This is a genomic window from Paenarthrobacter sp. NPDC089714 (assembly GCF_044748905.1).
In the GTDB taxonomy this organism is placed as follows: domain Bacteria; phylum Actinomycetota; class Actinomycetes; order Actinomycetales; family Micrococcaceae; genus Arthrobacter.
On record NZ_JBIVGX010000004.1, the window covers coordinates 307,144 to 320,918 of the forward strand.

Below are 13,775 nucleotides of genomic sequence, written 5' to 3' on the forward strand. Positions count from 1 at the left end.
CTCAAGAAGCATTGAGGTTCTACCAATGGCCCGATGCGGGTGCAAATGGCGTCTGAAGTGGCCCTTTGGTTGAACTTCTTTAACGCAAGTGCCCGACGGCGGCAGGCGGCGCGGGCGCCTAAGTCGGGTAACGCCGTCGTCATCTTTACGGGACTCAAACCATCTTCAGCCCTCGCCGGTATGGCACCTTCGAAGCGCGTCGGGATCCGCTGGGCGCACGAAGCCGGCCTCTTACGCGCAAAGGGCGGGCAACCCATGGATTGCCCGCCCATTGCTATGTTGGCTTTGAATTCTGAGGAGCCTGGCCTCTGATCCTAGTGCGCTGCCACGGATTCCTTCGCCGCCGACTTGGGGTCGGTGAGCTTCTTGTTCGGCAACGCGAAGCTGATCAGGAACGCAATGACCATCAGGCCTGCCGCCGTAAGCATCACGGTGTCAATTGCCTGTGCGAAGCCTTCGGTGATGGGGCGGGTCAGCGTGCTGTTGGCCGCGTGCAGCCAACTGGTGTCGTTAAGGGAATCGTTGTTCGCGCCGTTCTTGAAGAAGTCGAACAGCTTGGCGTTCGCGGGATCGGCGGCCACAGCCGGATCCTTCAGCACGGCCTGGTAGTCCGGGCTGGAAGAGGCGGCCTTCATGCCGTCCGCGATCTTGTCCGCGGCAAGGCTGAACAGCATGGAGATGAACACTGCGGTGCCAACGGCTCCACCCATGGAACGGAAGAACGCGGCCGTTGAGGTGCCCACGCCCATGTCCTTCGGTGGTACGGAAACCTGCATGGCGAGCGTCAGCGGCTGCATGCAGAAGCCCAGGCCAACACCGAAGAACACGGCGATCAGGCCGGGAACCCAGAGACCGGTGTCGACGCCCAAGACCAGGCCCATGACCACTGCCGCTGCGGCCAGGGTGAAGGTGCCCAGAATCGGGAAGACGCGGTAGACGCCCGAGGACGAAATGGTCCGACCGGCCGTGATGGAGCCGAACAGGATGCCCACGGTGAACGTGATCATCATGAGGCCGGCTTCGGTAGGCGTGAGGCCCTTGACCAGCTGGAGGTACATGGGGAGCATGGCGATCGCGCCGAACATGCCGATGCCGATGATGAAGTTCAACAGCGAGGAGAGCCCGAACGTGGCGTTCTTGAAGAGGCGGAGCGGGATCAGGGCGTAGTCGCCGGCGCGCTTCTCTGCGAAAAGGAAGGCAACGATGCCGAGGACACCGAGTCCGTAGCAAAGCCATGAACCACCCGAGGTCCAGCCCCACACGCGGCCTTGTTCAGCAACAAGCAGGAGCGGAACGATGGCGAGCGTGATGGCTGCGGCACCCCAGTAGTCGATCTTCTGCTTCACGTGCCGCGCCGGCAGGTGCAGGAACAGGAACACAACCACCAGTGCGGCGAGGCCGATGGGCAGGTTGATGAAGAAGACCCAACGCCAGCCGTCGAAGCCCAGGATGTTCGAGGCGCCGGCGAAGGCGCCACCAATAACAGGCCCCAGCACGGAGGAGATGCCGAAGACGGACATGAAGTAGCCCTGGTACTTGGCACGGTCCTTCAGCGCCACAATGTCGCCGATGATGGTCAGCGCCAGAGCCAGCAGGCCACCGGCGCCCAGGCCCTGGACGCCGCGGGCGATCGCCAGTTCGGTCATGGAGTGGACGGAACCCGCGTACAGGGAGCCAGCGAGGAAGATCAGGATGGCAGCCAGGTACAGCGGGCGGCGACCGAAGATGTCGCTGAGCTTGCCGTACAGCGGAGTGCTGACCGTGGAGGTAATGAGGTATGCGGTGGTGGCCCACGCCTGGAGGGACAAGCCGTCGAGGTCGTTGGCAATGGTGTAGATGGACGTGGACACGATGGTCTGGTCCAGCGAGGACAGGAACATGCCGAGCATGAGTCCCACCATGACGGTGAGTGTCTGACGATGCGTCAGCACCTCACCGGCGGCCCGGACGGGCGCAGAGTTGGACATATCTTCTCCAAGAGAGGCAGGCGTGGGTTTTAAGCAGGATAGTTGCTTTCAGTAACTATCCTAATGCCTGTTTGATTCCCGGGTCACCAAACTTTTTTCGAACTCCCCGTAAACCACGTCCGGGCAATGCCTCACCGTTCTACGAGGATGCCGTCCGGATCGCTGTAGATCATGACTCCGGGCTGGATCCGGACGCGGTCGATCACCAGATCCACGTCAACCTCGCCAATACCTGTCTTGGCGCTCTTCCTGGGGTTGCTGCCCAAGGCTTTGACGCCAAGCGGCAATCGCCCCATGGCCACCCGGTCCCGGATAGCGCCGTTGATAATGACGCCCGCCCATCCATTGGCCACGGCGCTCTCGGCGATCATGTCCCCCATAAGTGCGGTGCGCAGCGAGGAGTGTCCGTCCACCACCAGGACGGCTCCCTCGCCCGGGGTGTTCAGGATGGTCTTCACCAAGGCATTGTCTTCGAAGCACCGCACCGTTCGTACTGGGCCGCTGAAATGGGACTGTCCGCCGAGATTCTGGAATTGTACTGAGATCGACTCAAGTTCCTCTCCGCGTTCGTCGTAGAGGTCGGCGGTGTTTACATGCTCGCTCATGGGCTTCTCCTTTAGGGTTTGAGACCACACTAAGGCCCACCTCCAGAGCCCCGCATGGCCTGTCCACGCTATGTGGATAAGGCCGCCACAAAGGGTTAGGTAAGCGGTCGCCGCGCTAGGCTGAATCCAAGCATCCAGACCTAGGGGGAACCTGCCATGAGCCTGTCCGACCTGCCTGGGCCGGTCCCTGATCCGGCCGTGGTACGCGCCAACACGACGACGGCACTCGCCGAGCCGGTACAACGTGTCCGCTCGCTGTGGGTAACCGGCGTAGTGCTGGTCAACCTCGGCATCAACGCGGCCTTCTTCGGCCCCCTCCAAGTGCTCCTGGGCCAACAGGCGGCACATTTTGACGACGGCCAGAAGGAAGCCATCCTGGCGCTGGTGACGGGCTGTGGCGCAGCCGTTTCAATGGTGGCCAATCCCTTGTTCGGTGCCTTCAGCGACCGCACCACGTCGAAGTACGGCCGCCGGGTGCCATGGGTCCTCATGGGAGCGATCCTTGGCGCAGTGGCCCTCGTGGCACTGGCCGGCGCCCCCAATGTCGCGGTCATGACCGTGCTCTGGTGCCTGGTCCAGGCCGGTGCCAATGGAATGTATGCCGCCATCACGGCAGCCGTCCCGGATCGCGTCCCGGTGGCGCAGCGCGGTACCGTCGGCGGACTTGCCGCCATGGGGCAAACGGTGGGCATCCTGGTCGGCGCGGTGATTGCCGCCGTCGTTGCTGGAAACTTCGCACTCGGTTACTGGCTGTGCGCGGCGGCGCTGCTCGCCGGCGTCGTGCTTTACCTCTTCAAGAACAACGACCAGCCAATCCCCAAACGGCCGAGGCAACCCTTCAAGCTGCGGCCGGCCCTCCGCGCTGTGTGGGCGTTCATCTGGAGCTTCTGGGTGTCGCCCAAACGATACCCGGATTTTGCATGGGCCTGGCTGACGCGGCTGCTGGTGAGTACGGGCAACCACATGGTGACCCTGTATCTGCTGTTCTTCCTGAGCGACGCCGTGCACCTGAAGGAGACCGAGGGCATTGATCCTGCTTTCGGCGTCCTGATCCTGACGGGGCTATACGCTGTGGCGGTGATCATCACGAGCGTGCTCGGCGGCCGGTTGAGCGACCGGATGGGCAAGCGGAAGCCGTTGGTTATCGCATCGTCGGTGATCATCGCAGTGGCGTCGCTGATTCTCGCCTTTGCGCCGACCTGGATCGGCGCGCTGGCCGGAGCGATTGTCCTCGGCATTGGATTCGGCGCCTACTTGGCCGTGGACTTCGCCTTAATCACGCAGGTCCTCCCCACGGCGTTGGACCGTGGAAAGGACCTGGGGGTCATCAACATCGCGAACTCGCTGCCGCAGGTGATCGCGCCGAGCATAGCGTTCCCGTTTGTTGCCTACTGGGGCGGCTACGTCTCGCTGTACATAGCCGCCGCCGTCATCGGCCTGCTGGGCGCGGTGTTCGTGGTGAAGATCAAGAGCGTCGCGTAGCCGGCCTAGAAGACGGCGGTGAAGCTGTTCCAGCCCCAGCCGACGACGGGCGAGCCCTTCCAGCGGAAACCGGATATGCCGGCGTTGCTGTAGCCAGAGGGGTCACCCAGATACATGCTCAAGCGTCCGGCGCTGTCTATTCCGTAAACGTCCGAATTACCGTCACCATTGAAGTCGCCTGCCATGCCGATTCGTGTCACCGACTCCCAGCCCCATCCAATGGATCCTCCGAAGCCGCCTGGCATTCCATATTCTTCAAACCACCCGTTCCGGTTGGTGCTTCGTACCTCAAGCGTTCCCCAGAAAGGCCGCGTGAGTACCACCAGGCTCGGAGTGCCCAGGAAGTGCCCCGCGCCTACGGCGTAGTAGCCATCCCAGCCCGGACCGATTTTGTACGGAGTAAGCCATCCACCTCGACCATTGCCGGGGTACATGAAGAGGTTCCCGGCGGAGTCCTTCGCGAGAATGTCATTTGTGCCGTCGCCGTTGAAGTCGCCCGGCGCAATGAGGTCCTTAAAACCTTGCCAACCCTGGCCAACTTGCAATGCCTTCTTCCATCCGCCCGATCCGTTGCCCTGATACAGGAAGAGGCGCCCTTGGCCATCGCGCGCCAGAACATCCACGGTTCCATCGCCATCGAAATCTCCGGGTGAGACCAGCATGTTGAATCCATTCCACCCCGTGCCGATGACTTGCGGGGCTTGCCAGTTTCCCCGTCCGTCAGTGGGGTACAGCAACAAACGGCCGGAGGTATCGCGAGCAAAGATGTCCAGCGTTCCGTCACCGTTGAATCCACGTGCACGGGGGGCCGCCGCGATGCGGAGGGGGTGGGAGGCTTGAACGGTCAGTGACGACTCGGCGTCGTAAGTGACTGTGAGATTCGCGGCAACGACTCGTCCCAAGTCGGCGGACGAAGCACGGTACGTGATGCCGTTGGCGCCGGGGATGACCACGCCGTCCCGGGTCCAGGAGTATGAAACGGCAGGAGTTCCGCCCGCAGGCGAAACGTACGCGAACGTCGACGCGATGTCGACTTTCAAGAGGCCACCCACCGTGGGGTCGCCAACCAGTTTCGGTGGAGTGGAGACATAAACGTATCGCGACGGCACAGCCACGGAAGGCACGGTAGCCTGGGCAGGCACTCCGGAAGCCAGGAGGCCGCAGGCAAGGACCGATGCCACGACAATCGAAGAGAGCCAACGAAGAGCGTGAGAGCGCGGGGAATTGAGAGACTTCAAGATTTCCTCATGGAGTAAGCACCGGATTGGCCGGCAGGACGAATAGCGGATCAGAAAGGTCAGATCCGGACGGGCGCACGCCTAGAACACTGCAGTGAAGCCACCCCAGCCCCAGCCGACAACGGCTGAGGGTTGCCAGCGGAAACCGCTGAGACCGTACCACCAGAAGAAATACGTGTCTCCCAAATACATGGTGAGTCGTCCGTCCGGGTCTATACCGTAGATGTCCGCGTATCCGTCGCCGTTGAAGTCACCTGCCGCGCCGAACCTGCTGACGGACTGCCAGCCCCAGCCGATGATGCCTGCGAGTCCGGCCGATGTTCCGTGCTGGTCAAACCAACCGTTGCGGTTCGTTGTCCGTACTTGGAGGTCTCCCGCTGATGATCGACTAAGCACGACGAGGTCGGACGAACCAAGGAAGTGTCCCGCTCCCACCGAATCCAGGCCGTTCCAGCCTTGGCCTACTTGGCGGGCTGGAAGCCATCCGCCGCGCCCGTTGCCGGGGTACAGGAAGAGACGTCCGGCGGCATCCCTGGCAAGTACGTCGTTCGTGGCGTCGCCATTAAAGTCCCCGGCGGCCATCAACTCATTGAACAGCTGCCATCCCTGACCGACTTGGGATGCTGGTTTCCAGCCTCCGGAACCGTTTCCTGGGTACAGAAACAGCCTTCCTTGATGGTCACGCGCAAGAACGTCAATAGCTCCATCACCGTCAAAATCGCCCGGGGACAGGACATAGTTGAAGATATTCCAACCGGTTCCGATGACTCTTGCGGGTTTCCAGTGACCATGACCGTCAGTGGGATAGAGCAGCAGCCTGCCAGCCGCATCCCGTGCAAAGAGGTCCATGGCGTCATCGCCGTCGAATCCGCGTGTCCGGGCCGCGGCTGCGATTCTGAGAGGGCTCTGCGCGGCTATGGTCACTTTGGATTCCGGGTCATAGGTGATGGTTACCGAAGCGGCGATGACATGTCCGAGATCCGATTGGAGGGCGCGGTAGGAAGGGCCGGTCGCTCCGGGAATGGTTACTCCATCCCGGGCCCACGAATACGAGTATGAAGGCGACTCACTCCCCGGCCCGAAGGTCAACATCGGAGAGTGTTCGACTTTCAGCAGTCCGCCCACCGTCGCGTCACCGCCCAATTGCGGAGTGTAATTCGTGAAGACATCCCCCATTGGCGCCTGCTGGGTTTCCGCCGCGTGGGCAGGCATCATAGGTGCCGTCAACGTGCAGGTCAGCATCGATGCAATGAAGGCCAAGAGAACCCTGGGGTTGTTACACGTGGTTCTGCGAAGTCGGGTGGTTGGTTTCATGGGATTCCTTTTATCCATTGAGCCGAGTGTCCAGTCAGTGCGCACTCGCACGCCTAGAACACTGCATTGAAGCCACCCCAGCCCCAACCGACAACCCCAAAGCTCTTCCAACCACCAGAGCCGTTGCCGTAGTACATGCGCATCTGGCCAGCGGAATCGATGCCCCAGACATCGTTGGCACCGTCGCCGTCGAAATCTCCTGCACCACCGAGCTTCGTGATGGCGTTCCAGCCCTGGCCAATGACCCGGCTGGTGGTCCACCCTCCGACGCCGTTGCCGCCGTAGAAAACCAAGTTTCCGGCGCTGTCCCGGGCCAGGACGTCAGGCTTCTTGTCGCCGTCGAAGTCGCCGGGGGAGAAGATCGAGGTCATGCCGTTCCAACCCCAACCGACCGTGGAGGCAGCAAGGAAACCACTGCGTCCGTTGCCCGGATAAAGCACCAGTTCACCGTTGGTCTTGCGCGCCAGAAGGTCGTTGTGGCCGTCACCGTTGAAGTCGCCGGCGGCGAAAATGGAACTGAAAATATGCCAGCCCCAGCCGATCTGCTGGCGTGGATGCCAACCACCCCAGCCATTTGAGGGGTAGAGGAACAATGACCCAGCACTGTCCCGGGCAATGACATCGTTTTCCCCGTCGCCGTTGAAATCGCCGGCCGTGAACATGGTGTTGAAGATATGCCAGCCTGAGCCGACCTCGTAGGCCGGCTGCCACGTGCCGTTTCCGCCCGTCGGGTAGAGGCCAAGGCGGCCCCATGAATCCCGGATGAACAGGCCCATGGTGTATGGATCCCAATACCGGTCGGCACCCCGATAGACGCCGGTGGTGTGTGGCCGGTCTACGGTCCCGGAGGTGTCGAAGCTGAAGTCCAGGGCGTTGAAGGCAACGGGAACCGTTCCCGACTCCGGGAGGTTGCCCGGGTTGTAGATGGAACCGTCACGCCAGTAGCCCACCTGGTTACCCGCGACGGTTTGGATGTTCATGTACTGGGCAAGGTAGGTGCCAGGCGGCGTTCCCTGCTCAAAGAAGACATCGAACGTGTAGGTTGAATCGGCGGAATTGTAGGTGCCGCGTGTGAGCTGCTCGTGAAAGGTACCCTTCACCGTGTTCCGAAACGCCACGTAGACCTCGGCGATCGGGCCGAAGGCTTGGAAAGTCACCGTGGACGTTGCGTGGCCCCCACGGGGGATGGATCCCGGCGTCGTTGATACTGCTACCGGCACCGGAGCGAAAGTGTCATCAGCGTGTGCTGCGGGTGCGGCGACCAGCCCTCCGAGCAAGAGAATGCCGGCAATAAGCGCCGCCGGTAAAGAGCGTGCAAAGCGCACAGGAGTGCTCCCCATGGTTCCCCCAATTCGAGCCGGCCACAGACAACCGGCGGGTGTAAGTGACTAGAGAGTACATGGAGGAAGGAGAAAGCTGGGAATTCGCTGGCAAAAATTCACGGGAAAGACAAGTCAAGCCTGAAAAGCAACCGAAATCGGCTTAGAAAACTGCGTTGAACCCGCCCCAGCCCCAGCCGATGGCGGCGGAACCGTTCCAGCCGCCGTCGCCGTCGCCGTAGTAGGCCAGCAGTTGTCCGGAACCGTCCACCGCGAAGACGTCCATGTTGCCGTTGCCGTCGATGTCGCCGGCGGCGGCGATGTTGGACAGGCTGCCCCAGCCCCAACCGATGGTGGCAGATCCGCTCCACCCGCCGTTGCCGTTGCCCTTGTAGAGGCGGAGGTTTCCAGAGGTGTCGCGGGCCAGGACGTCCACGTTGTTGTCGCCGTTGAAATCGCCGGGAGTGATGATCTGGTTGAGGACGTTCCAGCCGGTACCCACGAGCGAGCGGTTCAACCAGCCGCCGTTGCCGTTGCCAGGGTACAGGTAGAGGTTTCCGGACGAATCACGGGCCAGGACGTCATTGTTCCCGTCGCCGTTGAAGTCGCCGGGGGAGACGATGGCAGTGAACCCGTTCCAGCCGCTGCCGATCTGGCGTCCGGCGCGGAAGCCGCCGTCGCCCGTTCCTTCATACAGGAAAAGCCGGCCGGAGGAGTCGCGGGCCAGGACGTCGTTGGTTCCGTCGCCGTTGAAGTCGCCGGGGGACAGGACGGTGGTGAAGCCGTTCCAGCCGGGGCCCACGGTGCGGGCGGATTCCCAGACGCTGTTGATCCGCGGGTACATCATGAGCGTGCCGTCCGAGCGGCGGGCCAGCAGCTCGAAGGCGCTGCGCCCGGTGAAACCGTTGGCGCGGTGGGAGGCGGAGACGGGCGCTGTTTCATCGCTGGAGACTTCCACGGGATCGCAACCATTTTGGCTGGCCACCAGGTGGGCTGCAATGGTTGCTCCGCGGTCCTCTTCGGTGACCACGTAGTTCGGCCACTGCCTCGAAGAAAGGACTCCGTCGCGGGTCCAGTAGATGCTGTAGTCCGGTCCGGCGGCCGCACCGCAACCGCTGAACGAGCCCTGCTCGATCTCTACCGTGAGGGTCGAACCGACGAACGGCGCACCGTGTACCACGGGCTGGTCGGGGTCCATGGTTGCCATGGCGGGTGCGGGTGCGAAGGCGGCTGCCGCGATGAATGCGGCGGCGATTCCGGATAGCGCTCGGCGCACGCCGGACGTCGGGCGTGATGAAGCGTACATGGTGTCCTCCCCAGACTTTATGCGGTTAATGGTACCGCGGCTGGGATATACCTAGAAGATCGCTGTGAAGGCGCCCCATCCGTTACCGGCCACTTCCGAGCCGCGCCAACCGGTCCTGCCATCGCTGTAATAGACCACCAACCGGCCCTGTTGGTCCACGCCGTAGACGTCCGGATTGCCGTCCTTGTCGAAGTCGCCTGCGGCCCCTGCGGCCTTCAGTGTGTTCCATCCGACGCCTATCAACCAGGAGCGCGTCCACCCACCGGCGCCGTTTCCACCATAGAAGTACAGGTAGCCGCTGCGGTCACGCGCCAGGATGTCCACCTTGCCGTCACCGTTGAAATCGCCGGGTGCCAGGAGCGCGTCCATCACCTGCCAGCCCTGCCCGACGGCGGTGCGCGGCAACCAGCCACCGGAACCATTGCCGGGGTACAGATAGAGGGCGCCGCCGGGCTCGCGCGCCAGAATGTCGTTGTTACCGTCGCCGTTGAAGTCTCCGGGGCTGACGATGGAGTCGAAGATGTTCCAGCCCTTGCCGATGGTCTGTCCGGGCTTCCAACCCCCGGTTCCGTCACCCGCGTAGAGGTACAAAGTGCCTGCAGAGTCGCGGGCAATTACATCGGTCTTGCCGTCGCCGTTGAAGTCGCCCGGGGAGAGGACCAGGTTGAAGATGTTCCAGCCCCAGCCCACGGTCCGGGGAGCGTCCCAGGCGTTTCCGGTGCGGCCGAAGAGCGACAGCGAACCGTCGGATCCGCGGGTCAGGAGTTCGAAGGATCGCCCGGTGAACCCGGCTGCGCGATTGACGGAGCCCACGGGCGCGGTCTCGTTGCTGTGGAGGGTTTCGCCGGAGCACGCGGTCTTGCTGGCGGTCAGGTGGGCAGCCATCCTTGAACCGGCGTCGTCCTGCTGCAGCACGTAGTTCCTGCCCGTTTCCCCTGCCACGAGGAAGCCGTCACGGGTCCAGTAGATGCTGAAGTCCGGCCCTTTGCCGCCGCCGCAACCGTAGAACGTGTACGGCCCGATGTCGGTGGTCAACGTCTTGCCCACGAACGGTTGGCCGTTGACCACGGGGTCGGGTCCGTTGCTCGGGGCAGCCGACGCCGGCAGGGGACTAAGTGCCATGGCCGCCAAAGCGGCGCCCATCAGCGTTGCCGCCACCCGGCGTCGTACGTTCCCCATCCGTGTTCCTCCCATGTGCAGACCCCTAAACCTCACTGAAGTTTAGGGGTACGCTCGGGGGAATCCTTGGAACGCTGCGTAAGCCTTGTTCGCGGCGGCATTCAGGAAACGGTCATTTTGCTCCCGTATCATTGATCCGATCGGCCAGCCGTGGGTTCCATCCTCGACCGGCCGCTTCCTTGCCAGCTTCCCAAGAGATCGCCGGAGATGTCTGCAGCAAATTCACTGGAACCGTACTCCCTGGATCTGACAACAGGGCTGCCCCGCATGGCTGCCGCGCCCACCACTCCGCGGCAGTTGTTGCGCTATGCCCGCATCCTGAAGACCGCTGCCGGGTTCGCTCAGCGCCAGTTCGATACGCTGAGCCTGTCCGATGTTGCGGCCCGGGCTGATGTGCCCCTCGGCACCTTGTACCGCTACTTTCCCTCTACCGCGCACCTCATGCTGGCCGTGTACCGGCAGCAGTTGCGGGAACTGCGCGACGGCGTCCGCCAACGCCGGGGCAAGGGCCAGTTGGCGGGCCTCATGATGGAGATCTTCCACCTCCGGGTCATGCAGCCGGGAGTTGAACACTGCCTGATCCGCCCGGCGGGCAAGGACACCGATACGGCGCAGTTGCTGCGTGAGATCGATTCCCTGTCCCAGGAAGTGGTGGGATCCCTGAGCGAGGATTCCGGTAAGGACCCCGTCAAGGCCCGCATCCTGTTGCACCTGGTGAGCGGCCTGGTCCAGGCCGTCCGGTGCCGGAGGCTTTCCCTCTTCGAAGCGGAGAAGGACCTCAAGAAGGCCTGCAGCCTGCTGACCGGAGAGTGACTGGCCCGCAGATGGTCAGCGGCTAAGGAACTGTCGGATGGCCTGCGCTGCCTTCTCTTTGCCGGGTCCAATCCACAGCAGGTGGGAGGGCGAATCCAATTCCACCAGCGTGGCGTTCGGCAGCCGCGATGCGAGATCCCCGGCATGTTCAAAGGCCACCCCGGCGTCCAGGCGGGATGCAGTCACCAGTGTGGGACATCGCACGCCCGTGATGAGGGCGCGGCGGGATGCCGAGCGTTCGGGCTTCGCCTGCGTGAGGTCGTTGGTGAAGCCCCGGCCGGATCGCATGGTCCCGAAGAACCGCCGGGCCTCGGCTTTATCCGCTGGTGCCAGCATGCCCATCAGTGTGCGGCGCGGCAGGCGGGACAACTGGGCCATCATCAGGCCCAGGCCGGTGTCCGTCCGGACCATGAGCCTGACCAGCGACCACGTGAGCATCTCCGCCCATGGGGAGAAAACCACCGGCCCCATCAGCGTCTCCGCGCGCGAGTCCGGATACGGCAACGTGGATGGGGCGCAGCTGTGAAGCACCATGCGCTGGGCCTCGATGCCGTCGTCGCCGGCCACGGCCATCGCCTGGAGTCCTCCGAAGGAAACACCAACCACCACAGGGTTGGTGATGCCTTGGTCCTGGCACACTTCCCGTACCAACGGCGCGAACTCGCCCGCGGTGAGGTCACCGACGTCGGTGGCGCCGTAGCCGGGCCGCGAGAAGGAGAGAACCCCGAGCCCGCGATCCGTGTAGAGGCTCCAACCGCAGTCGCTCACGGCTGAGCAGTGCCCGCCGGGGAAGAAGAGGACGTAGGGCTGGTTTCCAGGCACGTTGACTATCTCCACCGGGCCTCGGGACGTTGGAACCATCATGCGTTCGGCCACGGACGTCATTCTGCCTCATGTTCGGCGGGCCGAGACCTCTTGAGGGAGGTATCTGAGGTGGTGGTCTAGACCGATGGGTACCAAAAGTGCCCAAATTAGCGTGAGCTGAGTCACATATTTGGCAGGTTGAACGTTTTACTCTCGAATCATCTCTTTAGGTATTGAATCTTGTACCCTCTTGGCTTCCCTAGGCTGGAAATACCGAAGCGGCTAGCAGCCCATACCTGCAGACTCACCGCCGGGCCAGCCACCCTTGGCCCGAACCCGCAGTTCTGTTCCTGCCATTCATCACGCCGTGGGTCCACGGCTAGCCTGAGGAGACAAAGACGTGTCCATTGAGACAACTGAAGCCACTGAGAACCTGGTCCTGACTGAAGAAGAAATCTTCAAAGCCCACGAGGGCGGCAAGCTGACCGTTTCCAGCACGGTACCCCTGAACGACAAGCGCGACCTTTCCATCGCGTACACCCCCGGCGTTGCGCAGGTCAGCCGGGCCATCCACGCAGACCCCAAGCTTGCCCGCACCCACACCTGGGCCGAGCGCCTGGTTGTTGTGGTCAGCGACGGCACCGCTGTCCTGGGCTTGGGCAACATCGGCCCCAGCGCCTCCCTCCCGGTTATGGAGGGCAAGTCTGCTCTGTTCAAGACCTTTGGCGACCTCGACTCCATCCCGCTGGTGCTCAACACCACCGACGTTGACGAGATCATCGAGACCCTGGTCCGTCTCCGCCCGAGCTTCGGCGCAGTGAACCTCGAGGACATCTCGGCACCGCGCTGCTTCGAGCTCGAAGAGCGGCTCATCGAAGCCCTGGATGTGCCTGTCATGCACGATGACCAGCACGGCACCGCCGTCGTTGTCCTTGCGGCCTTGACCAATGCCGCCAAGGTGACCAACCGCGCCATCGAAGGCTTGAAGGTTGTTGTTTCCGGCGCCGGTGCGGCAGGCATCGCGATCGCCGAGATTCTGCTGGCTGTGGGTGTCGAGGACGTCATCCTGCTCGATTCCAAGGGCGTCATCAGCGCGGACCGGGCGGACCTCGTTGCGGACTCCGGCAGCGTCAAGGCCCGATTCGCCCAGCGAACCAACCCCCGTGGAGTTACCGGCGGACCGGCTGAGGCCCTCACCGGCGCGGACGTCTTCGTTGGCGTTTCCTCCTCGAAGCTCGCCGAAGAGCACCTGAAGCTGATGAACGATCAGTCGATTGTCTTCGCGCTGTCCAACCCGGACCCCGAGGTCCTGCCCGAGGTTGCCCGCAAGCACGCGGCCGTTGTTGCCACCGGCCGCAGCGACTTCCCCAACCAGATCAACAACGTGCTGGCCTTCCCGGGCATCTTCCGCGGTGCCCTGGATGCCGGCGCCCGCCGCATCACCTCGGAGATGAAGATCGCGGCTGCCCGTGCCATCGCCGAGCTCGCCGCGGAGGATCTCTCTGCGGACTACATCGTCCCGAGCCCCCTGGATGCCCGCGTGGCACCCGCAGTTACCGCGGCAGTGGCCGCAGCCGTCACCAAGTAGCGGCTACTGACGCAAGAACGACGACGGCGACGCTCCCTTTCCGGGGGCGTCGCCGTCGTTTCTTTTCCAACGCGGGGGCATTTACGGCCGATGTTTGTCGGCGGAATGGGCCGTATCTGACCCCGCGTTGCTTCTGGCGGGGCCGCACACCGGACCTACA

Annotated in this window: 11 protein-coding genes; 3 read left to right on the forward strand and 8 right to left on the reverse strand. The window is 63.1% G+C overall.

Annotated elements, in window-relative coordinates; translation table 11 throughout:
* Positions 1-314: 314 nt before the first annotated feature.
* Both ACIPY3_RS10235 and rraA read right to left on the reverse strand, forming a co-directional pair.
* On the reverse strand, positions 315-1,967 hold the full coding sequence (locus tag ACIPY3_RS10235; RefSeq protein ID WP_400333424.1) for an MDR family MFS transporter: 1,653 nt from the start codon (positions 1,965-1,967) through the stop codon (positions 315-317).
* Positions 1,968-2,098: 131 nt separating this feature from the next.
* Positions 2,099-2,572: a ribonuclease E activity regulator RraA gene (gene rraA / locus ACIPY3_RS10240; protein WP_400333427.1), complete on the reverse strand. Its 474-nt coding sequence runs from the start codon at positions 2,570-2,572 to the stop codon at positions 2,099-2,101.
* A 156-nt stretch (positions 2,573-2,728) separates the two neighbouring features.
* Here rraA and ACIPY3_RS10245 point away from each other — a divergent pair, with 156 nt between their 5' ends.
* Complete coding sequence (locus tag ACIPY3_RS10245; protein WP_400333429.1) at positions 2,729-4,054, forward strand: MFS transporter; 1,326 nt, start codon at positions 2,729-2,731, stop codon at positions 4,052-4,054.
* Positions 4,055-4,059: 5 nt separating this feature from the next.
* Here ACIPY3_RS10245 and ACIPY3_RS10250 read toward each other — a convergent pair whose 3' ends face one another.
* The 5 genes from ACIPY3_RS10250 to ACIPY3_RS10270 form a co-directional block, all read right to left on the reverse strand.
* Positions 4,060-5,235: an FG-GAP repeat domain-containing protein gene (locus ACIPY3_RS10250; RefSeq protein ID WP_400333431.1), complete on the reverse strand. Its 1,176-nt coding sequence runs from the start codon at positions 5,233-5,235 to the stop codon at positions 4,060-4,062.
* Between the two features lie 138 nt (positions 5,236-5,373).
* Positions 5,374-6,507 carry an FG-GAP-like repeat-containing protein gene (locus ACIPY3_RS10255; protein WP_400333434.1) on the reverse strand — a complete coding sequence of 378 codons (1,134 nt, stop codon included), beginning with the start codon at positions 6,505-6,507 and terminating at the stop codon, positions 5,374-5,376.
* A 152-nt stretch (positions 6,508-6,659) separates the two neighbouring features.
* Positions 6,660-7,946 (reverse strand): FG-GAP repeat domain-containing protein, encoded by a 1,287-nt coding sequence (locus ACIPY3_RS10260; RefSeq protein WP_400333436.1) that lies wholly within the window; start codon positions 7,944-7,946, stop codon positions 6,660-6,662.
* Between the two features lie 142 nt (positions 7,947-8,088).
* Complete coding sequence (locus tag ACIPY3_RS10265) at positions 8,089-9,231, reverse strand: FG-GAP repeat domain-containing protein (RefSeq protein WP_400333439.1); 1,143 nt, start codon at positions 9,229-9,231, stop codon at positions 8,089-8,091.
* Between the two features lie 51 nt (positions 9,232-9,282).
* Positions 9,283-10,410, reverse strand: a complete 1,128-nt coding sequence (locus ACIPY3_RS10270) for an FG-GAP repeat domain-containing protein (RefSeq protein WP_400333442.1) — start codon at positions 10,408-10,410, stop codon at positions 9,283-9,285.
* Positions 10,411-10,617: 207 nt separating this feature from the next.
* Here ACIPY3_RS10270 and ACIPY3_RS10275 point away from each other — a divergent pair, with 207 nt between their 5' ends.
* Complete coding sequence (locus ACIPY3_RS10275; RefSeq protein ID WP_397324630.1) at positions 10,618-11,223, forward strand: TetR/AcrR family transcriptional regulator; 606 nt, start codon at positions 10,618-10,620, stop codon at positions 11,221-11,223.
* 15 nt (positions 11,224-11,238) lie between these two features.
* Here the strand turns inward: ACIPY3_RS10275 and ACIPY3_RS10280 are convergent, their stop codons facing one another.
* The gene (locus ACIPY3_RS10280; protein WP_400333445.1) at positions 11,239-12,099 is read right to left on the reverse strand and encodes an alpha/beta fold hydrolase; all 861 of its coding nucleotides are present in this window, start codon (positions 12,097-12,099) and stop codon (positions 11,239-11,241) included.
* 328 nt (positions 12,100-12,427) lie between these two features.
* On the opposite strand from ACIPY3_RS10280, the gene ACIPY3_RS10285 reads away from it, so the two are divergent.
* A complete protein-coding gene (locus ACIPY3_RS10285) occupies positions 12,428-13,615 on the forward strand; it encodes an NADP-dependent malic enzyme (RefSeq protein WP_400333448.1) in 1,188 nt (395 codons plus the stop codon).
* Positions 13,616-13,775: the final 160 nt, after the last annotated feature.

Bases quoted from the DNA above. Each gene is read 5' to 3' on its own strand.
- ACIPY3_RS10255 (WP_400333434.1), bottom strand. From the start codon at position 6,507: ATGATGCCTGCCCACGCGGCGGAAACCCAGCAGGCGCCAATGGGGGAT.
- ACIPY3_RS10265 (WP_400333439.1), bottom strand. From the start codon at position 9,231: ATGTACGCTTCATCACGCCCGACGTCCGGCGTGCGCCGAGCGCTATCC.
- ACIPY3_RS10245 (WP_400333429.1), top strand. From the start codon at position 2,729: ATGAGCCTGTCCGACCTGCCTGGGCCGGTCCCTGATCCGGCCGTGGTA.
- rraA (WP_400333427.1), bottom strand. From the start codon at position 2,572: ATGAGCGAGCATGTAAACACCGCCGACCTCTACGACGAACGCGGAGAG.
- ACIPY3_RS10275 (WP_397324630.1), top strand. From the start codon at position 10,618: ATGTCTGCAGCAAATTCACTGGAACCGTACTCCCTGGATCTGACAACA.
- ACIPY3_RS10270 (WP_400333442.1), bottom strand. From the start codon at position 10,410: ATGGGGAACGTACGACGCCGGGTGGCGGCAACGCTGATGGGCGCCGCT.
- ACIPY3_RS10260 (WP_400333436.1), bottom strand. From the start codon at position 7,946: ATGGGGAGCACTCCTGTGCGCTTTGCACGCTCTTTACCGGCGGCGCTT.
- ACIPY3_RS10235 (WP_400333424.1), bottom strand. From the start codon at position 1,967: ATGTCCAACTCTGCGCCCGTCCGGGCCGCCGGTGAGGTGCTGACGCAT.